The following is a 19,098-nucleotide window of genomic DNA, read 5'->3' as shown; positions in this document are numbered from 1 at the left end:
TGGCAATTAATCCTGCTGCGTACTGGCGACAAGCTTAAGTTGATGAGGCTTCAAGCATTGTGGCTTGTTGCTTGGTACGATTAAGTCTTGGCTAAAGGCGCTCAAAGTATCGAGCCCTGGAATTTCATCGGGCGTCAGTATGGTGGCTAAATGGGCCAAGTCATTGATGCCTAAGCTGGCTTCAAGGCTTGAGCTTAAGATGCAGCGCACGCCATGGCTGTGGGCCTCATCGATAAGGCGCTGAAGTTTTTCAATACTGCCCAGTAGCATGGGTTTGATGATGAGCGCCGTGAGTCCCTCATGCATCACAAATTGATAATCCGGATCATTGAGGGATTCATCTAAGGCGAAGGGCAGAGGAATGGCGCGGTACAGGGTTTGATTATCCTGCGGGTGCTGGCAAGGTTCCTCAATATATTCAATGCTCTCTAGCGGTAAACAGGCTGCAAAGTCGAGGGCCTGCTCTAAGCTAAAGCCACGGTTGGCATCTAAGCGCAGCTTAAGATCGGGTCTCTGGCCTAAGATGGCATAAATCAGGCCCAACTCATCTTCCATTGAGGTTTGTGCGACTTTCACTTTGACTGAGTGTACGTTGCTATCGAGACTCGCAATTCTTGCTATTAATTCGGATTTTGGCGCATCCGCTGGCTGATAGATGAGCGGCACTGTACTGGTAACTGGGCGCACTGACTCGAGTTTTCCGCTGAGTTTGGCATGCAATAGGCTTAAGCCAAAGGCAATAGACGGATAAGAGCTCGCTTCGGCCTGCTCAAGCAAGCAATCGATAGGCTGGTTTTGCAGGCTGGGCAATAGCGCCACTAAGGCCTGCTGTACTTCATCTAGGCTCTCGCGGCTAAAGCCGGACAATGGCTGTTGGTCGATATCAATCCCTGAGAGCGGCGCGATTTCAACCAGTTGCTCGCTTTCTTCACCCTCTGCTCGTGCTTTTGCCTGCAACACTAAGCCCGTTCTATGGTCGATACGCTGTTTCCCCACGGGTAAAAAGCGGTCTAAGGGCAGGCGATATAAGGACAAGCTGAGCGAAGTTAAGATCATATTTTCCCTAAATTTATCTGTTTCAAGTCATCGATTTTTTAAGCTTGAGTGCGCTTAAGCAAGCGACTAACGCCGCGGGATTGGCTTGATGTATGTTATGCCCAGCCTGTTCAATCTGGTGCAAGATGATGGGTTGTTGTGCTTGCCAATCCTTTGCAATTGCAGTGAATTTCGCATCTTGGCTGCCAGCAAAAAAATGGCTCTCGCAAGCAAGGCTTGCTGGTACATCCCAGAGAGAGGCTTGGTGAGCCAGTGATGTGGCTAAAAAAATCTGTTTTAGAGTTTGCTTGGGATGTTGGTCGTGCAGCGCCGCGCGCTTGGCTATCAATGCATGCCGCGCCTTGTCGGACATATCGGCAAACACGGCCTGTTGATACCAAAGCTGTAAAAAATCCACGCTACTCAAGCTTTGCAGCCGTTTGGCCCACAGGTTGTCGCTCTTGCTGCGCGCGGCTTGTTCTTCGGTATTTGTCAGCCCGGGATGACAGGATTCTAGCCACAAACTCAACACTCGCTGCGGATAAGCTTGGGCAAGATGTAAGGCAATCCGGCCACCGAGGGAATACCCATAGAGGTAAAACGCTTCAATGCCGAGGCGATCGAGGCGGCTGATAATGTCTTGGACACAAAAGTCGAAGCCATTAGTGAGCGTCGATGCGATTTCTGGTTGATTGTCGCCGTGGCCGGGTAAATCAAGGCAGATACAGTGAAAATGTTGGCTGAGTTTAGGGATCAGCGGTAGCCAATCGGCCTTCGATCCTAAAAAACCATGGATCAGGACCAAGTTTGGCTGTGCTGTCTCTCCATAACGGGCCACGGTCGGCATTAGCTTTGTTTCACCCATAAATTCAGCGCGGCGATCTGCTCGCTGGCTTGGTGTTGGCTAACGGTGACTTCGATGACAGAAGCACCCTGATAATCCAGCGCTTCATTATAGCTATTTTGGAAGTCGGCTAAGTTATCCACTTGGTTATAGGGAAGATTAAACATAGCGGCGGCATAACCAAATTCCAGACCATGACTTAACCGATAGTAATCACTGCGCAGTTCCTCATTGGGGACGGGCAAGAGATTAAAGATATTACCGCCATCGTTGTTGAGGATAATGATCACCAGCGGACTGGTTAAATTGCGGGCGATGGCAAAGGAGTTGAGATCATGCAACTGGGATAAATCCCCAATAATCAAGCTGGTCGGTTTACCTTGGTGCGCTGCAATACCGCAGGCGGTGGCCAGTAAGCCATCGATCCCCGAGGCGCCGCGATTAGTGTAAGTGGTGGCAGTGCAGCAGCTCACTGGCGCGTACATATCGTACAAACGTACCGGCAGGCTATTGCCGATAAACAATTGCTGCTCCAGTGGTCGTGTATTGGCAATCGCGCGGATAACCTGAGCTTCACCAAACTCACCTTGATCAATATTGCGCACGAATAAACTATGCAATTCATCGTTGTAGCTAACTAAGGTATTAGCCCAATTCGCCGATGAAGAGCGATACCAGTTAAGCGATGCAAATTGGGCGGCGTTGGCGTGCCAAATGTGTTTAGCGTTATGGCTTGGGTCGAGCCTGTCCTGCTGCGGCAGTACTTGCCAGTAACTGTGCCAGTTTTGTTCGGCAAGGTAAGCAATCAAACGCTTAGACAATAAGCGTCCACCAAACACCAGTACGCGGTCTGACTCTTGTAACAGATTGCGCGCCTTGGGATGTTGCAGTAGTTGGTCAATATTACCAATCGCCGCCGGATGTTGTCGCAGTTGGGACTGAGCATCGGTTAGTAACGGCCAGCCAATTTTTTGAGATAGCGCAATGAGTTGCTGTGGATCTTGCTCTGGCGTGAGCGTACCCGCGATGATGACGCCCTTACCATGGACGAAACGCATAATGGCATCTTCGCTCGGGCTGCTTAATTGTTCACGCTTACCATAAAGAGTGTAAGGACGTGCTTGTTGCAGCCATGTTTGCAGCGGCTTGAGGTATGGCGATTCGCTATCGAGAATTGTGGCAGTTAATTCATTCGGATATAGCGGCTCACGGTACATACAGTTGATATGCACAGGGCGTGTTTGATTGGCCACGGCCTCATCAAGCGTGGTGAGCAACATCTGCGGTGCAATGTGCGCATCCGGTGTGGGGAGATTCACCTGCTGGGCATAATGGGCAAAAATGGCTGGTTGCACTATGGCTTGGTTGGCGCCACAACCGAGTAATTCTGGCGGTCTGTCACCACTGAGGACAATTAAAGGCACATGGGTGAGCCAAGCTTCGACTATTGCAGGATAAAGATTAGCGACGGCCGTGCCAGAGGTGGTAATAATCGCCACTGGCGCAGAGCTGGCTTTGGCTAATCCAAGCGCCATAAACCCTAAGCCGCGCTCATCGAAATGCAAATGACGTTTCAGCTTGGTTTGCTGGGCTGCTGCAAGAGTTAACGGGGTTGAGCGTGAGCCTGGTGCCATGCAGACATGCTGCACACCAAGACGTGCTAATTCTTCCAGAATCAGTGCGCCCCACATGAGATTAAGTGTGGCTGTGTTTTCGGTTCGCATAGCAAGATCGATCAGGATAAAGATAGGCTTAGTGTAACGTGTTTGACGATTAAGATGTATGCCCGTCTTAACAAAACTTGGGACGACACGGAGGAGCGGTGAGGTGGAGCCTAAGCTAAGGCACAATATGCCTATCACCTCGAATAATAAGATGAAAACGTGTTAAGTATTTATCGCTAAATAATGCTATCAACAATTTTCTTTATTTGTTCACTGAGCCACGCCAGCTCTTCGCTAGCGCGATTGGGCTGATTCTTTTGCACCAAGAAGATCGTCGGAGCTTCGGTGTCGGCGTATAAACGTTCTGCCTCAAGTTGTGATAATTGACAGGTATGCAGTTCGGGTATTTCTGCCACCATTTCATAAACCACTCGGTAGGGTAATAAAGAAATAGTTTGGCTCTCTCCTAAATATTCAAACAAACTAGAAATACTGGTAATGGTAATTTCAGTATTGAGTTTTATACCATTTTTTATACAGAATTCTTGATATGGGCTAAGGCGAGTACTGGGATTACCGAGATCAGTATTGACATAGGGATACTCTGCAATCGTCTCTAAGGTAATTTCTCGCTTAAAAATGGGATGATTTCGGCTAGCAATAAGATACACCTTACCCATACGTTGCAGTGTTGTGGTTTGTAACTTGTCTCCATAGGCTGCGACATCTGCGGTACTCTTATTGCAACAAATACCGAGGGTGGTATCACCATTGATGATGTCCTGCGTGGTATGCAGTGACCAAGGGGTAATATTGATATGGATAGATTTTTGCTCTTCTTTGATAGCTTGCATTAAGGCTTTAGGGAAGGCATAGGCAATAAGGCCTGGGGCGGCAATCTCAACATGTGTTTTAACATGATTGACATTGGCTGCTCGTACCTTTTGAAACTTCTCTGTACATTCAATGGTTTGTTTCGCTATCGGGTATAAGTGCGTGACAAATTCATTGGGGAATAAGCCATATTTCTTACGGATAAAAAGCTCATCACCAAATACTTCTCGGAGGTTTTTAAGGCTACGACTTATTTTGGGGGCTGGGATATCTAATGCCTTTGATACATAGGTTGCAGACTTGTTCTCATATAATGAAACAAGTATTTTTAAACTCAGAATATCGAGGCCATCCATGTTACTAATATGCATTTTTTATATTCCTTAATATTGAGTAAATACTTTAAAGAACACCTAATTATGGTGTTATTAATTTAATTTAATGTGAAATCCATCCCAAGTTTTGCACCTTAAATTTATCTATATGTAACAATAGGTTTAGAATTTGATTTTTTATATTTCAAAAAATATTATTAAACTAATTTGAAATTTTAATTTTTGATATTCAGTTACGCCAATTTCATTTTTTTAATTAACTATTATCAATATGTGCATTTTAGATTTACGCTATACAGTAATGTGTCCTGTATCCTAACTTGTTGTTTATGTTTAATTTTGAATTTAAACATGTGATCCAGATCAAAAAAATAAATCCCGTCTGCAATAATACTGAAGGTGCTTTAAAGGAGAAAACAAAAATATAATTGTGTTATTGGAGGCGTATATGAATACTTCAGTCATTCTCAGCTATGCGTTTATGTACTTCGTACTATTCGTAGCGGTGCCATTTGTGTTTGTAATGTTTGTCATGACTTGCATTAAGTTTTTTAGGGCGGATCCCGAGGAGGCTGCACATCATGAAATGAAACTCAAACCAGTGTTATTTGATGAAGATAGTTTCAACTTTTTTAAATCACTAAAAACTGTCGTTGAAGGCAAATACGATGTCTGCTGCAATGTTCCACTCGACACTGTATTTGACATGGACCAGCACGATGCTGATTTAAACCATGAATGCCGTCTCGACTATGTGTTGATTGACCATGATTCTTCAGAAGTCAAAATGGTGATCAGCGACGCCGGTAAGCAAATCAATTCACCCATGAAAAAGCTATTCAGCAAATTCAATATTGGTTTTATTGAAATGAATCAGCATAAACAGTGGGATGCAACAAGTCTCAAGCAAGCGCTAGCCGTTTGACCACGCTCGTCGGGTTCGGAGTTCTCCGAACCCTGACTTCCTCTTTGTTTCCCAATGAATTGATATGAGGACTCGCTATGTCTACACGACAATGGCTGTGGTCATTACGCTTGGGTGCAATGGCATTGCTGCTCAGTTTTTCCGCAACAAGTGCTGAACCCGCGAAGCAAATTAATAGTGATGCTTGCATGAAGTGTCATAAGCGTAATGGTCAAATGTTAGGGCATCACGGCCAGGATGCCATGAAAATGACCTGTTCAAGCTGTCATGGTGAAAAAGGTGATCATCCCAAAAAACCAAATGATTTAGTGGTTTTTGGATTAAATGAGGCATCCGAAGCTGCTGTGCAATTAAAGGTGTGCCAAAAATGCCATATGCCAGCCAAACTCAGCTCCCAAGAGTGGACGCATAATGTGCATGCCCAAAAAGTGGCCTGTGCCGCTTGCCATAAATTACATAGCCCAACCGATCCTATGGCAGAGATGACGCCTAAGGTTCGCAGTGAGCTGTGCCGTACTTGCCATACAGGCCAGCAGGAGTAAGGTTATGGAAAATTCAAAAAGAAGATTTCTCAAAGGAGCATGCGCCTTATTGGCAGGGGCATCGGGTAGCACATTACTGGCTACTGTGAATGCCTCTAATGAGGCTAAAGCCGAGCCTAGTGTGAAATACGCACTGATCCACGATGAAACTAAGTGTATTGGCTGTCGAGCTTGCGAAGTTGCCTGCCGTGAAACCAACCAAGTGCCCGAGGGTGTTGCCCGATTAAAAATAGATCAAACTGGACCCTATGGGGAATATCCGAACCAGTTTTATCACTTCAGTCGTAAGTCTTGCCAGCATTGTGAAGACGCGCCCTGCGTCAATGTTTGCCCGACGGGTGCCGCTTTTATCGATAAAGAGACTGGCATTGTGGCGGTAGATGCTTGGAAGTGTGTGGGTTGCCAATATTGCATTGCAGCCTGCCCATACAAAATTCGTTTTATTAATCCTGTTACCCACGCTGCGGACAAATGCGATTTTTGCCGTGAGACAAACCTCGCCCAAGGTAAACAACCTGCCTGTGTCGCGGCCTGCCCGACTAAGGCATTGGTCTTTGGCAACTTAAAAGATCCCACTTCTCAGGTGGTACAAGTGCTAAAGGCTAACCCAACCCAAAGGGCTAAGGTCGACCTCGGCACTCGGCCAAAACTGTTCCGCATTGTGGCTAAATCAGGGGAGGTGGCAATATGAGCGCCCTACATTTTGATACGCTAGTGTGGCATTGGCCAATTGCAATTTACCTGTTTTTAGCGGGGGCATCTGCTGGCGCCATGTTCTTTGCGGTGTTACTCAAGCATTTTGTGTTGAAACATAATGCCTACCAGTCTGGCTTTGTGCAGGCAGCCTGTATTGTGGCGCCCGTGGCGGTGATGGCGGGTTTAGGCATCTTGGTACTGGACTTAACTAAGCCCTTCGATTTTTGGAAGATATTAGTCTTCTACAATCCTAAGTCTGTGATGTCGATGGGTGTGTTGATCCTGCTCATCTACCAAGTCTTTATGTTTATGTGGATTGGTTTGTTATTCCGTAAACCTATTGATGCATGGTGTGAGAATCGCTTTCCCATAGTGCTGAAGTTGACAGCTTGGCTTAGCCGCTTCGAGGCGACGATTACCGGTTTATTGGTGATCTTTTCCCTCGCGCTGGGGGCTTATACTGGCTTTTTACTCTCGGCTTTACCCGGCTATCCGATGTTGAAAAACCCCGTATTGCCACTGCTGTTTTTGGCTTCGGGACTCTCATCCGGCGCGGCATTTTCTCTGCTGGGTGGGGTGTTGCTTAATGCTAATCCTAACGCCAAGGAAGTTCACTTTATCCATAAGGTTGAAATCCCATTGATTTTGGTGGAGATAGTGCTGATTTTTACCTTCTTTATGGGCTTAGTGTTGTCAGGCGGTCAAAGCAAATTTGCGGCTTTCAATGCGATAGGTTATGGCTTCTGGGGATGGGTTTTCTGGATTGGCATTGTTGGGATCGGATTATCTGGCCCCTTGGCAATGAACCTGTTTATGACAGCCACGTCAAAGCGTAAGTGGGCCTATGTAGCAGGCACCGCATGCTTAAGTCTGATTGGTGTGCTACTGCTGCGTAACTTTATTCTCTACACGGGGCAAATGACGGTCGTTTGATTGAGCATGGTTGGCTCAATGTTATAGATAAGAAGGAATTACGGTGAATGGCGAAGCGGTGTCTAAGGAAGCACTGTGAGCTAACTCCCTTTAATAACGCTGGCTGAAGTGATTAAAGGTGCGTTGTCTTGTCGCGATTTGCTGTCACAGGGAGGTTATTGGGAAGGGAAGCCATATTTGATATTTAGGTATTGTTTGCCCTGCCTCCACAAGGGCCTCGCCACCTTTATTCCTTAGGGGTGGCGTTTCTTGTTTGGGGCACGCAAGATTACTCGCCAGTATTATTAATCCACTCGCTCATCACCACATGGGTTTTAATCTTGATGATATCGGTGTGAGTATCGATATATTCGCGGATTTCATGCAGACGGCGCATTGATGAGGCATGGACATACACCAGTAAATCCATATCACCGGAAATACCACGGCAGGTAATTACTTCGGGGATTGCATGGAACACGTGTACCACATCGGCGCAGCGGGGACATTTATGTTGGATTTCGAAGTAGGCCGACACGCCTTCTTTTTGCGATTCGCTCAGCAATACCTGATAGCCACGGATCACGCCAGTTAGCTCTAGTTTTTTTATCCGCTCGGCAACCGCGCTACGGGAAAGATTGACCTGCTCTGCAATACTGGAAACACTTTGGCGAGCATCTTGGCGCAAACAATCGATGATGGCGGTATCAAACTTATCCAACGTGGACTCCGATAAAAATGGGTATAACAAGTGAGGCGGCCTAAAAGTACAACTCAGTATAAGGCCTTGAGTTACACCGTCATTTTGCCTGAAATAGTGCTTTTTACCGTCATTGTGCTGGCGTTTACCACTAAGAACACCGAAATTGACGGCAGATTGCGGCGTAAAATCTCACTATACTGACGGCTTCAAAACCATTGAATGTTAACAGATGAACTCACATAGCGGAACTATAGGACGTTGGCAAGGTGCAGGCTTGATGGCCACCACTTTGCTGGGCACTGGGGTGTTTATTCTCCCGCAAATGACAATCGACAAGGCCCATGCTGGTGCGCTTATCGCTTGGTCACTCCTCACCTTAGCCATTATTCCGGTGGCGCTGATTTTTGGGCGGCTGGCGAGTGTCTTTCCCCATGCTGCGGGTCCCGCTTATTTTGTGGAAAAGGCTTTTGGGCGTACCGCAGGCCGTACTATCGGACTCATTTTTTTGTTGGTCGTGCCGATGGGCGCGCCCGCCGCGATTTTGATGACTTTCCAGTTTGTTAATGCACTCATTCCCCTCGATGGCTGGCCCAAGGTGGGCGCTGAGGTGTTCGTTATTTTTGGCTTGTTCCTGCTCAATCTTCGTGGCATTCAAGTGTCGGCCAAACTGCAATTCGGCTTAACCCTTTGTATTGTCGCCATTGTGGTGGTGCTCTTTGGCGCAAGCAGTCTTCAGCCTGGGCATTTAACCTCACTTGCCAGCTATGGCTCACCAGAAATCTCTACCATGATGATTGCCGCAGGTATCGCTTTTTGGAGCTTTTTAGGGATAGAAGCCATGACTCATCTCGCCGATGATTTTCGTCGCCCACAGCAGGATATGATCCCAGCCATGATGATGGGTACTGTGCTGGTGGGGATTATTTATGTGGCCTGCACACTGATTTTACTGTTAGTGCCAACTGACAAAAGTGTGGCGATGATTGGTGTATTCGATGCGCTTTTAGGGGGATACGGTGCGCAAGTGATTGGTGTGTTGGGAATTGCCAGTGGCCTTGCCACAGTAAACGTCTATGCCGCCAGCGCTGCGCGTCTTGTATGGAGTTTTAGTTGTGAAGGTATTTTACCGCGCTGCTTTGCGGTTAAGAATCGTCATGGTGTGCCGATCCGTGCCTTGGCGGCCTTACTCGGCGTGATGGCGAGTGTGATAGTGTTGACTCACATCACGGGTCAGGAACTCGAACATCTTATTGCCTGGAGTAACGGGGTGTTCGTCGTGATCTACTTAATGGCGATGTTAGCTGCGGCTAAATTATTGCCCCGTAGCAACTTACCTTTAGTGGTATTAGGTTGTGGCTTCTGCTTAGCGTTAGGTATCGCGCTTGGGGCTAGCATGGCCTATGTATTTGCGTTAATCCTATTTGTCGCCCCATTCTTGTGGTGGCAAAAGAGCCATATTAGTCGTAAGCGGGCCTTGGCGGTTAACAAGGTTGCTTAATCCCGATGTCATTCAAATAACGACAGATCAGCACGCAAGGTTTTAAGCGTGCTGATCTGCGAGTCTTAAATCTGTTGATCCAGTTTAAAATCGAGTTGTACTTGTTGATTTAATTGGGGTACGGCCTTGCCCGCATCAAACTTAGGTTTGTATTTCCAGTTTTGCACTGCTGAAAGCGCCGCCTTATCAAACACTCGCTTCGGGTTAGCATCGAGCACGCGCACATTGCTGACGGTTCCATCCGCAGTAATATCAAAGCCTACGACCACATAACCTTCCTTGCCATTTTGTGCTGCTTCAATCGGATAGCGAGGAGACACTTGCACCACGGGTAAGGCCTCCGCGGTGATAGTCGATTGGTTAAAGAATGTCGTTTGGGTTGGCATTTCTGGGGTAAAAGTCTGGGGGCTAAATTCGACCACTTCAGCACTCTCGCCCGGCGTTGTGACCCGCTCCCTGGTTGGGATGGGTTTTGGCGGTTCGGGTTGACGACTTTCCTTCGGAGGAATGGGTGTTCGCTCGCTCATCAAAATATTGATTTGCGGCGCATCTGACGTTTGTCCGCTCAATGGCTGTGGATTATGGATAAGTTGTGCCATAAACACGAACAAACCTAAGGTGATCAGTGCGCTAACGATAATAATCCCGGTGCGATTAACAAGTGCATTTTGGCCCATAGTGCTTCCTTACAATTGATGAACAATATTTAATCTATAACATCCATTGCTTATTATTTGAAATATTTATTTACAAATAAGGTTAATTATTGAGCAGGTCTAATATATTTACCTATAACGCAAAGCGAGAATTGCTGTGATTTTTGCTGTGTTGCAGAGGCATTCTTATGATTGGCGGGCTGAATTTTCACTAAGATTGCGATTGCTGAATACTGACTGAAAAGCTGCACATTCGACTCATAAGTGTTCATAAGCTTAAGAGCGAGGCGAGATTTTGTGTTCTATATTTTGATCATTCATCTAGAAGGAGAATAAATATGGATTCTGCTGCGCTACTGAGTCGAGTTGATGAGTTGCCCCGTTTACCTAAAGCAATCAGTGAACTGCTTGATGTCGTTAACGACGACAACGCTACAGTAAAAAATATTGCGACTAAAGTGTCTCATGATCCCCTGATCAGTGCCAAGGTACTCAGATTAGCTAACTGCGCCTATTACGGCCACAGTCGCGAGGTGGGCAGTATTGATGAAGCCGTAGTACGCCTTGGAATGCAAACCTTGCGTACCTTAGTATTAGCATCTGCCGTGATGGGGGCGGTGCCTAAATGCAATGGTGTTGATTTAGCGCAGTTTTGGGGACAAACCTTCGAAATTGCACTCTACAATCAAGAGATGGCTAAACGGTGCGGTGTTCAGCCCGACGAGGCTTTTACCTGCGGCATCCTTCACCGTATTGGTGATTTATTGATTGCGGCAATTTCCCCTGAAGATGCTGAAAAAATTAACGAAGCTGTCGCACAGGGTAAAGATAAGCATGCTTTTGAGCGAGAACTCCTCGGTTATGATTCCCCCGATATTGGTGCTTTGTTGGCTCAAAATTGGAAATTTACCCCTGCATTGGTGCAAGGCATTCTTTACCAAGATCATCCTAAGGATTCGAATCCTTTTTCTAAATTGGCAGCTTTGTTGTGTTTATCCCACAAAGTATTAGCGGACTGGGACACTATTGAGGATGACGATAAAACCAGTTGGCTATCGCAGCTTGCGACTAAAAAAGGCTTAAAAATGGAAATGGGTGGGCTTCGGTCTAAGTTAACGGAGCTAAGAGGCGCCGGTTTTGAAATTGGTAAGGCGCTTGCCTAAGCCAGCTGGAACAGGAAACGGCAATCTACAACCTTGATTCAAAAGCATGAATGGCAGTACTGCGATTCATGCTTTTTTATGGCTTGCTTTTAGCGTGCCACTTGGGCTTCGATGGCCTGATTACGCATCTGAATAAGCTCGCTGTGTTTGAGATACAGCAAATCAGCAGTACGGCGAATGATTTGATCTTCGTACTGGGAGAGTTGTCCATCGGCATAGGCTAATTGCCACATGGCTAGTAATAATTGCTGTTTTTGCTCCAAGCTAAATTCGGCATTAATGGTATTGGTAAACTCAAATAATGAGGTGGCATTACCTTGGGCTTTTTTGGCTTCTTCAATTAAATCATTAGCATCCTGCGCCGACATCGATAGGGTCTCTGTCAGCAGCTTAGGCAATAGTGCTCTTTCTTCTGCGGCGAGGGTTTCATCGGCATATACCACTTCGAGCAACATGCTCGCCGCCGCTAATTTTAGCTGGTGGGCTTTCTCCTCTTGAGAGATGGCGTGGGTGTGGGATTGAAGGAATCGTTTCAGCTTCGCAATCATAAAGTGGCACTGCTCTGGCAAGAAGGAATAACTAGATAGAGTGATTTTTCACGTTAAAGTTCACCCTAAGCATAGGCTTAGGGTGGGGCGACATTTACAGCAGAGTATTTAAACCCTTCATCAGCAGATCTGAGCTGCCTTCGGCACCATTTGTCTCAAGATAAGACTTGGCAATATTGATCATTGGCATGGCTAATTCTTTAGAAATACCCAGTTTTTCAAAGGCATCTAACACCATTGCGCTACCTTGCAGAGAAGAGCCAATATTACCAGCCTTAGACAACAGGCCAGAAACGCCTGAGTTCGCATCAAGTTTAGGTGCTGCGGCTAATAGGCTGTCGGCATTAGGGATACTGGCAGCTAGTTTGGTGTAATCATTCGAACCTAGACTCGATTGTGCTAGGCCTAACAGACTGCCTAAACCGCCTTCGGCTTGGGTTTGGTTCAGTCCGAGTTGCGACATCACGCTGCCAACTAATGCGTTGGATTGGGTGACGCTACCTGTGGCCACTTTCTCTGTTTTTGCTGGTGTTCCTGCAAGGTTATCCAACCAGCTTGCACTGGCGGGAGTGGCTAAAAGCGTGGCGCTAATCAGAATAGAGAGTGTGAAAGTGTGTTTCATAGAGTGGCATCCTTTGACGGTTTGCGCGCAATAAAGTGGACAGTGTAACGGCTTTGAGACTTTTGTTGCAGCCCTTTTCTGTGATTTACGGTTCACTCAGGTGATTTGTGTTGTGCATTGGGGCGGGATTTTGGGTATCCTTAGCGACAATTCACGGTGTTAATTTACTTCAATTATTTTGGAAAGGCGCATGTCACTATCCGCAATTTTGACCGAAGCTTATAACTTTTTCCGTAATCATCTCACCCAGCTTGCCATGCTGACGGTGCCACTGTTATTAGTGCAGGTTGGTATTCAGCTATGGCTTGGCACAGAGATGAGCAAAGTTGATCTGGAAAACCCGCAGTTTGGCGCATCACACATGATTGCTATGATGCTCCTTCTGCTGCTCTTCTCGGTATTGATTGCGGCGTTAACGCTGTTTTTAGAACTGAGATCCCAAGGGCATAATCCATCAGCTGGTATGGTACTGAAAGCCAGCTTACCCTTTGTGCCACCTTTACTCTTAGCTGGCGTATTCTCTGGACTGGCCATTTTAGCGCCAGTGATGCTATTTGCAGCGTTTGGCCCGATGTGGTTAGTGGGACTCGTTATTAGCTTTTATCTGTTTGCTCGCCTAGCCTATGTGAACTTTATGGTGGTGGTTGAGCGTTTAACACCGCTGGAAGCGATTAAGGCAAGCTTTAGCTTTAGTGGCCCGATTGTGTTAAAAACCATTGCGTTATTGATGCTTTACTTACCGCTTTCTGTGGTTGGTAGCCAGCTTTCAGCAGCGGCATCTTTTGGTGGCTTGCCTGTGCAATTGCTCGCGGATACCTTTATGGCGTTTATTGGGTTATTCGTAAACTTGGCATTGTTCCGTTTGTATATGGTGTCTAAAAAGCCAACTGCGGAATAATATCAACTGAGCAAATTCAATTTGAGGTAAGCATTTATGGGGACTGAGGCTGAGTTACTGGATAGTGAATTTATCCAAGGGTTTTCGGCCTCGCTTCTTGATGATTACCTCAATGCTAAAAACTATGTGCAGGATGTGCCTACTCAGTCATTACTGCATATTCGCAGTTTTACCCATAGGCTGACTGACTTGCTAGGGCAGAGTAAAGCGGTGTCCTTTGCTAGCCCCAATCTCTATGATCGTATTGAGCTGTTAAATCAAAAACGGCTGATCGATGTGAAGACCACCAGAGCGTTGCATCGCCTGCGTGCTGATGGTAACCGTGGCGCTCACCCTGAAAAATATCATCTTACCCAAGAGCAGTTACTCGCCTTGGCCCAAAAAGCCATTAAAGATGTACTCGCTTTAGTCGAGCATCTGTATCCGAAGATGGTTGGCTGCGAGGCGCCTGCATACCGCTTTCAAGCCAGCGATGCGATAACGGTTAAAGATCTCTGTTACCGCGCGGTGATGGAGGATGATCCCAATGCGCAGTATCTTGTGGGGATCTCTTTTAAAACCAAAGCATTAATGCTTAAGGAGCAGGAGCTTGCCCTCGTCGATCAGTACTATGGCACTGAAGACGATAGCCCAGTAGTAAAAGCTGTCGCACAAAAAGCCAGTGATACTTTTGCTAAGGCCGCCTACTGGTTTGCCCTTGCAGCCCCAACCCATATGCAAGCCCTCTATGAGCATGGAGTGAGTTTAATCCATGGCTATCAGGGAGAGGCCGATGCCATTAAAGGCGAGGCTGCGATAGCTACTGCGGCTGAGGCTGGCGTGGTCAATGCGATGGCGCTGCTTGGCTATTTCTACCTAGTGGGCAGTGAGTCATTTAAGCCGGATTTAGCCCAAGCGAAACACTTTTTACAGCTGGCGGCCGAAGGTGAGCAAACCGAAGCCATGGCGAATTTAGGTGTGCTTTACTATCAAACCAAGGATTTGCCGCAAGCCTATCATTTTATAAGTAAAGCAGCCCAGGCGGGTTATCCCCATGCCCAATATCATTTGGCCTTAATGCTCGCCAATGGTGATGGTTGTCAGCGAGATCCCATCGCGAGTGAGTATTGGATGGCCGAAGCGGCAGAGCAAGGTCAGCTCGATGCCATGCTTACCCGTGCGCAACATATGCTAAATGATGAAAGTGGCTTGGGTGGCGATGTGAGTCAGGCTGAGCGCTATCTGCGTGAGGTCATTAAATATGCTCACAGTGTGCCTGCCATGATTGAGCTGAGTATGGCATTGGCCGACGGTATTTTGGGGCGCATTGATGTGGTGGGTTCTGCGGCGCTGCTAAATCTAGCGCGCCGTCATGCCAATAGCAAAGAGGCTGAGATCATCGAGCCTCTTTGGCAATCGCTTGTTTTACAAATCGATACTGTACTGAAGATCACTCAAGATCCCGGTGAAATTCATACCCTTAATCGCGCCAAGGATCTACTAAGCGCTTAGGGCTACTCTTCCTCTTTTTGATGTTCAAAGATACGACCTCGGTACTCAGTTGCATGGGGTTCACGCACAACATTCGCGGTTTGATTAAACGTTGACGTTTGGCTAGTCGCCTCGCTCGCTTGTGCCTGCGCTCGGCGCGCTTGCTCACGATTAAACTTACTCAATTGGCGTGCTACATAAATACGACTAAATAGCACTAAGCAGCCTAGAGCAATTGCGCCAAATAAAAGCACAAAAGGTAATAAAAACAGAGATAAACAGATTAGACTGACAATGATTGCCATCGCTAACCAAGCTCGAGCCCCTGAAATGCGTGGCTGAAATGGGCTCTGTTGAAATTGTTGATAAATCATAAGAACTCCTAATCAAAATGGGTGAGGCTTAAGGTGAGTCGCCCAGTATTTGATAACGGGCTTGGCCAAATTGCTATGTTAGAGAAGCCTCTTTCCCCAATGTTATGGACGTTCAGTGTGCAATAAATAAACGGATTGGGTCACGTTAATTTGGGTTAATTTACGTTCTTTTACGTCCATGACTTTAGTTTGTTGGTGGCTTGTGGTTGATGTGAACTTTGGGTTGTTATTTGGTATTGCTCAGGTTTTAATTGGTTATCTTTATGTTTTTGCTTAATTATTTATTAATTTGGTGACGAGTGATTCTTTGTTTGCGCTGTAACATGTGCGAAAATTTAGCCGAATTTTTGATTGGTTTTGGCTAACACTGTAAATTTATTACAGTAAGTGCCAGCCAGTCTTACCACTTCTTCCTTCAAAGCTGTAAAACCGTAGATACCAACATGAACTCATACTCGCTTAAACAAAAGATCCTGATTTCGGTCGTGATTGCGCTTTCCCTCGTGATTGGCTTGCTGTCGTGGCAAAGTTATTCCAGTCAAAAGTCATTGTTGTTGCAAAATAGTTTGGAGCAGGTGCAGCGACTGGGTGATCAACAGGCTGAGCGCATTCAAGAGTGGTTAGCTGGGCGTCAGGATATCGTAGGGGCGTTAGCCGTTAAAGTTGAAGGTGACAGTTTAAACGCATTGCAGCAGGCGCAAGCTTCTGGGCGATTCCAACTCACTTACTACGGAACACAAGCGGGGCAGATGCTGGACTCCGATCCAAGCATAGACCGTACGGGTTACGATCCGAGAGCGCGCCCTTGGTATAAACAAGCGATAAATGAGCGCGGTCTTATTCTCACCAAACCTTATGTTGACGTAGCTTACAATGTGTTAGTGGTCACTATGGCGCAGGCGGTTTCACAAGGTGTGGTTGGGGGCGACCTGTCGATTGCGAGTTTGGTTGAAAGTGTCAATCGCATGACCTTACCAGCCAATGGTCATGCAATCATGCTGCACAAAGACGGTACTGTCATCGCTTACAAAGATGCCTCTAAGGCGATGAAACCCGTTAGCGATATCGACAACGACCTTAATCATAATTTACCCCAGCAGAGCCGTCAGGCCAGCACATGGCTGCCAATGTATTTCGAAAACGAAGGCCGCGATAAGTTAGTTTGGGGTGTCGATATTCCCAATACCGATTGGGAATTAGTGATAGTACTGGACAAAGAGACGCTTGAGGCGCCATTAACTAATTTACTGCTGACCCAATTGGGGCTGTCGGCCGTGATGCTATTACTGAGCGTATTGGCCATTTCTTGGTTGGTGAATCTATTGCTAGGTCCGCTTGGGCGTGTATCGCAGGCGCTCGCGCGTATTGCCGATGGTAATGGCGATTTAACCCAACGTATTGAGGTTGATACGCAAGATGAAGTGGGCGTACTGGCCGACAGCTTTAATCGATTTGTCGGCAGTCAGCATCAGCTTATCAGCCATATTCGTCAGTTGGCCAGTGAACTGGATGCGGACGCAGAGCGTAGCCTCAAAACTAACCATATTGCCGTGGCCGAATTACAGCGCCAGCAACAAGAAGTTGCCATGGTCGCGACCGCCGTAACCGAAATGGCAAGTGCTACTAATGAAATTGCCGCGAATGCGGAAAATACCGCTACAGCTGCGCAGCAATCAGCAGCGAGCAGCTTCCAAGGGAAAGAGTTAGTTAATAAGACCCGTAGTTCGATTAATTCTTTAGCGGATGAAGTCACTCAAGCAACTGAGGTCATTGAAGATTTAAGTCGTCACGCTCAGTCGATTTCTAGCATTTTAGCGACAATTCAAGGGATTGCTGAGCAGACTAACCTGTTAGCCCTCAATGCGGCGATTGAGGCTGCCCGTGCGGGTGAGCAGGGCCGTGGCTTTGCGGTGGTGGCCGATGAAGTGCGGGTGTTATCACGCCGAACACAAGATTCGACCCAAGAAGTACATGCGACCATTGAAACTCTGCAACGTACAACGGCGAAGGCGGTGAGTTTGATGGAAAGCAGCCAAGTGTTAGCGGGTCATAGTGTTGAAGACGCTAATGCCGCAGCGAAGGCACTGGAGGAGATTACTCAAGCCGTACATGTGATTTCGGACATGGCAGGCCAAATTGCGACCGCGGCTGAAGAGCAAACCCAAGTAACGGGTGAAATCACTCAAAATACGGTGGCCATTAAGGATGTGACCGACGAAATTACCGAAGCAGCGAAGTCGGATCTGACCCAAGCTCAGGCATTAAAGGCGCGTGCTAATGATCTCAATGCGCAGGTCGCGACGTTTATTCTGTAAGTTTGCTTGAATAAAACAGCCCAGAATACGTCAGTGTTCTGGGCTGTTTATTACTCACTCAATTAACCCTGCGGCAGCATCAGCTTTTCGACACTCTGGCAGATAGTGTCGCGCATCCATTTATGGCCTTGATCTTCATCGTTGCGTTGATGCCACAGTAACACATAGGCCATTGGCATAAACTCAAAGGGTAAAGGCAACAGCTTTAATGGATAGAGTTTACAGGCATGTAGGGCAAAGCTAGAAGGTAAGGTAAAAATCAAATCACTGTGGGCGCAAACACTCGCCGCGCCATAAAAATCTGGCACAGTGGTGCTAATTTTGCGCCTGTGCCCTAGGTCTGCCAGAAAATAATCCAGCGCCCACCAATCACTCCCTTCACAGCGCACTTGCACATGCGCCATCTCTAAGTACAAGGATAAATCCCATTGGGGCGAGGTGAGAGCGGCCATCAAGGGATGAGCTTGGCGCACCAAACATACCTGTCTATCGGTAAACAGGGTTTGGCAGGCAATGCCTTCTGGTAGTCGGTCAGTGTGTGAATCTGAGAGTGGGTGTAGATCCCGTCCTGAAATCCCAAAGTCAATTTGCCCTTGCTGCAAGTCATGCATAGATTTTTCGGTCCAGACATAGGAATCGAGCTTGATATTGGGCGCACTATTTAATAGTGGACCTATAAAATAGGGGATCAAGGTTTCGTAGGCACTTTCGACCATGGCAAAGGAAAACTGCCTATTACTGCTGGCTGGAGTAAACGTCGGTGGCTGAGTCAGTTGATATAAGTCCTGCAGAATATTCGGCAGCTTTTGTCCAATATTGAGCGCATGTGCTGTGGGTTTTAGGCCATGGGCAGTACGTTGGAATAGGGGATCATCTAACGTTTCTCGCAGGCGATTCAAGCTCTTGCTCAACGCCGACTGGCTAATGTGTAATCGGCTCGCTGCGCGGGTGACACTTTGCTCTTCGAGCAAAACCTTCAATATCACCAGTAGGTTGAGGTCGATTCTGGCTAAGTTGTCGAGATTCATAGATATTCCTCAAAGGAAATTCACTTTGGAAATTAT

General features: G+C 47.0%; 19 protein-coding genes. 9 read left to right on the top strand and 10 right to left on the bottom strand.

Translation table 11 applies throughout. The features are described from left to right. Positions 1-6: 6 nt before the first annotated feature. From menC to HG547_RS05495, 4 genes are all read right to left on the bottom strand, one after another. Positions 7-1,056, bottom strand: coding sequence for an o-succinylbenzoate synthase (gene menC / locus HG547_RS05510; RefSeq protein ID WP_169547234.1), 1,050 nt, complete (start codon positions 1,054-1,056; stop codon positions 7-9). Positions 1,057-1,078: 22 nt separating this feature from the next. Then, entirely contained in the window at positions 1,079-1,882 is an 804-nt protein-coding gene (gene menH, locus HG547_RS05505) for a 2-succinyl-6-hydroxy-2,4-cyclohexadiene-1-carboxylate synthase (protein ID WP_169547233.1), read from the bottom strand. Beyond that, entirely contained in the window at positions 1,882-3,603 is a 1,722-nt protein-coding gene (gene menD, locus HG547_RS05500; protein ID WP_169547232.1) for a 2-succinyl-5-enolpyruvyl-6-hydroxy-3-cyclohexene-1-carboxylic-acid synthase, read from the bottom strand. The genes menH and menD overlap by 1 nt, the downstream gene beginning before the upstream one ends. A gap of 176 nt (positions 3,604-3,779) precedes the next feature. After that, positions 3,780-4,748, bottom strand: coding sequence for a LysR family transcriptional regulator (locus HG547_RS05495; protein ID WP_037423608.1), 969 nt, complete (start codon positions 4,746-4,748; stop codon positions 3,780-3,782). Positions 4,749-5,160: 412 nt separating this feature from the next. Between HG547_RS05495 and HG547_RS05490 the strand changes: the two genes are divergently transcribed. From HG547_RS05490 to nrfD, 4 genes are all read left to right on the top strand, one after another. After that, complete coding sequence (locus tag HG547_RS05490) at positions 5,161-5,637, top strand: DUF2726 domain-containing protein (protein ID WP_037423607.1); 477 nt, start codon at positions 5,161-5,163, stop codon at positions 5,635-5,637. Between the two features lie 77 nt (positions 5,638-5,714). Further along, entirely contained in the window at positions 5,715-6,179 is a 465-nt protein-coding gene (locus HG547_RS05485) for a nitrite reductase (protein WP_037423605.1), read from the top strand. A gap of 4 nt (positions 6,180-6,183) precedes the next feature. Then, positions 6,184-6,870 (top strand): 4Fe-4S dicluster domain-containing protein, encoded by a 687-nt coding sequence (locus HG547_RS05480; RefSeq protein WP_169547231.1) that lies wholly within the window; start codon positions 6,184-6,186, stop codon positions 6,868-6,870. Beyond that, a complete protein-coding gene (gene nrfD / locus HG547_RS05475; protein ID WP_037423597.1) occupies positions 6,867-7,808 on the top strand; it encodes a cytochrome c nitrite reductase subunit NrfD in 942 nt (313 codons plus the stop codon). Before HG547_RS05480 ends, nrfD begins: the two co-directional genes overlap by 4 nt. A 268-nt stretch (positions 7,809-8,076) precedes the next feature. On the opposite strand, the gene HG547_RS05470 is transcribed toward nrfD, so the two are convergent. Beyond that, a complete protein-coding gene (locus HG547_RS05470) occupies positions 8,077-8,508 on the bottom strand; it encodes an Lrp/AsnC family transcriptional regulator (protein WP_169547230.1) in 432 nt (143 codons plus the stop codon). 211 nt (positions 8,509-8,719) lie between these two features. On the opposite strand from HG547_RS05470, the gene yjeH reads away from it, so the two are divergent. After that, positions 8,720-9,988: an L-methionine/branched-chain amino acid transporter gene (gene yjeH, locus HG547_RS05465; protein WP_099457253.1), complete on the top strand. Its 1,269-nt coding sequence runs from the start codon at positions 8,720-8,722 to the stop codon at positions 9,986-9,988. Between the two features lie 65 nt (positions 9,989-10,053). On the opposite strand, the gene HG547_RS05460 is transcribed toward yjeH, so the two are convergent. Then, positions 10,054-10,665: an energy transducer TonB gene (locus HG547_RS05460; RefSeq protein WP_047537969.1), complete on the bottom strand. Its 612-nt coding sequence runs from the start codon at positions 10,663-10,665 to the stop codon at positions 10,054-10,056. Between the two features lie 317 nt (positions 10,666-10,982). Here HG547_RS05460 and HG547_RS05455 point away from each other — a divergent pair, with 317 nt between their 5' ends. Next, complete coding sequence (locus HG547_RS05455) at positions 10,983-11,807, top strand: HDOD domain-containing protein (protein ID WP_169547229.1); 825 nt, start codon at positions 10,983-10,985, stop codon at positions 11,805-11,807. Between the two features lie 89 nt (positions 11,808-11,896). Here HG547_RS05455 and HG547_RS05450 read toward each other — a convergent pair whose 3' ends face one another. Together HG547_RS05450 and HG547_RS05445 are read right to left on the bottom strand one after the other, a co-directional pair. Next, entirely contained in the window at positions 11,897-12,355 is a 459-nt protein-coding gene (locus HG547_RS05450; protein ID WP_169547228.1) for a TerB family tellurite resistance protein, read from the bottom strand. Between the two features lie 94 nt (positions 12,356-12,449). Further along, positions 12,450-12,977 carry a DUF2780 domain-containing protein gene (locus HG547_RS05445; protein ID WP_144345288.1) on the bottom strand — a complete coding sequence of 176 codons (528 nt, stop codon included), beginning with the start codon at positions 12,975-12,977 and terminating at the stop codon, positions 12,450-12,452. A gap of 190 nt (positions 12,978-13,167) precedes the next feature. Between HG547_RS05445 and HG547_RS05440 the strand changes: the two genes are divergently transcribed. Together HG547_RS05440 and HG547_RS05435 are read left to right on the top strand one after the other, a co-directional pair. Further along, positions 13,168-13,875 (top strand): hypothetical protein, encoded by a 708-nt coding sequence (locus HG547_RS05440; protein ID WP_037423577.1) that lies wholly within the window; start codon positions 13,168-13,170, stop codon positions 13,873-13,875. A 36-nt stretch (positions 13,876-13,911) separates the two neighbouring features. Beyond that, positions 13,912-15,366 carry a DUF4145 domain-containing protein gene (locus tag HG547_RS05435; RefSeq protein ID WP_169547227.1) on the top strand — a complete coding sequence of 485 codons (1,455 nt, stop codon included), beginning with the start codon at positions 13,912-13,914 and terminating at the stop codon, positions 15,364-15,366. A gap of 2 nt (positions 15,367-15,368) precedes the next feature. Here the strand turns inward: HG547_RS05435 and HG547_RS05430 are convergent, their stop codons facing one another. Then, on the bottom strand, positions 15,369-15,719 hold the full coding sequence (locus tag HG547_RS05430) for a hypothetical protein (RefSeq protein WP_169547226.1): 351 nt from the start codon (positions 15,717-15,719) through the stop codon (positions 15,369-15,371). A 443-nt stretch (positions 15,720-16,162) separates the two neighbouring features. Between HG547_RS05430 and HG547_RS05425 the strand changes: the two genes are divergently transcribed. Then, positions 16,163-18,034: a methyl-accepting chemotaxis protein gene (locus HG547_RS05425; protein ID WP_144345285.1), complete on the top strand. Its 1,872-nt coding sequence runs from the start codon at positions 16,163-16,165 to the stop codon at positions 18,032-18,034. A 62-nt stretch (positions 18,035-18,096) separates the two neighbouring features. On the opposite strand, the gene HG547_RS05420 is transcribed toward HG547_RS05425, so the two are convergent. After that, positions 18,097-19,062 carry a LysR family transcriptional regulator gene (locus tag HG547_RS05420; RefSeq protein WP_037426682.1) on the bottom strand — a complete coding sequence of 322 codons (966 nt, stop codon included), beginning with the start codon at positions 19,060-19,062 and terminating at the stop codon, positions 18,097-18,099. Positions 19,063-19,098 lie beyond the last annotated feature (36 nt).

This window comes from Shewanella sp. DNRA4 (genome assembly GCF_012843185.1).
GTDB classification, from domain to species: Bacteria; Pseudomonadota; Gammaproteobacteria; order Enterobacterales; family Shewanellaceae; genus Shewanella; species Shewanella xiamenensis.
Note: the sequence above shows the minus strand (reverse complement) of the source record. Positions and strands in the feature narration are given on the sequence as shown.

Coding starts and splice junctions, on each gene's coding strand:
- HG547_RS05435 (WP_169547227.1), top strand. CDS start 13,912: ATGGGGACTGAGGCTGAGTTACTGGATAGTGAATTTATCCAAGGGTTT.
- HG547_RS05480 (WP_169547231.1), top strand. CDS start 6,184: ATGGAAAATTCAAAAAGAAGATTTCTCAAAGGAGCATGCGCCTTATTG.
- HG547_RS05425 (WP_144345285.1), top strand. CDS start 16,163: ATGAACTCATACTCGCTTAAACAAAAGATCCTGATTTCGGTCGTGATT.
- HG547_RS05450 (WP_169547228.1), bottom strand. CDS start 12,355: ATGATTGCGAAGCTGAAACGATTCCTTCAATCCCACACCCACGCCATC.
- HG547_RS05430 (WP_169547226.1), bottom strand. CDS start 15,719: ATGATTTATCAACAATTTCAACAGAGCCCATTTCAGCCACGCATTTCA.
- yjeH (WP_099457253.1), top strand. CDS start 8,720: ATGAACTCACATAGCGGAACTATAGGACGTTGGCAAGGTGCAGGCTTG.
- HG547_RS05485 (WP_037423605.1), top strand. CDS start 5,715: ATGTCTACACGACAATGGCTGTGGTCATTACGCTTGGGTGCAATGGCA.
- nrfD (WP_037423597.1), top strand. CDS start 6,867: ATGAGCGCCCTACATTTTGATACGCTAGTGTGGCATTGGCCAATTGCA.
- HG547_RS05460 (WP_047537969.1), bottom strand. CDS start 10,665: ATGGGCCAAAATGCACTTGTTAATCGCACCGGGATTATTATCGTTAGC.
- HG547_RS05420 (WP_037426682.1), bottom strand. CDS start 19,062: ATGAATCTCGACAACTTAGCCAGAATCGACCTCAACCTACTGGTGATA.
- menC (WP_169547234.1), bottom strand. CDS start 1,056: ATGATCTTAACTTCGCTCAGCTTGTCCTTATATCGCCTGCCCTTAGAC.
- HG547_RS05495 (WP_037423608.1), bottom strand. CDS start 4,748: ATGCATATTAGTAACATGGATGGCCTCGATATTCTGAGTTTAAAAATA.
- HG547_RS05440 (WP_037423577.1), top strand. CDS start 13,168: ATGTCACTATCCGCAATTTTGACCGAAGCTTATAACTTTTTCCGTAAT.
- HG547_RS05455 (WP_169547229.1), top strand. CDS start 10,983: ATGGATTCTGCTGCGCTACTGAGTCGAGTTGATGAGTTGCCCCGTTTA.
- menD (WP_169547232.1), bottom strand. CDS start 3,603: ATGCGAACCGAAAACACAGCCACACTTAATCTCATGTGGGGCGCACTG.
- menH (WP_169547233.1), bottom strand. CDS start 1,882: ATGCCGACCGTGGCCCGTTATGGAGAGACAGCACAGCCAAACTTGGTC.
- HG547_RS05445 (WP_144345288.1), bottom strand. CDS start 12,977: ATGAAACACACTTTCACACTCTCTATTCTGATTAGCGCCACGCTTTTA.
- HG547_RS05490 (WP_037423607.1), top strand. CDS start 5,161: ATGAATACTTCAGTCATTCTCAGCTATGCGTTTATGTACTTCGTACTA.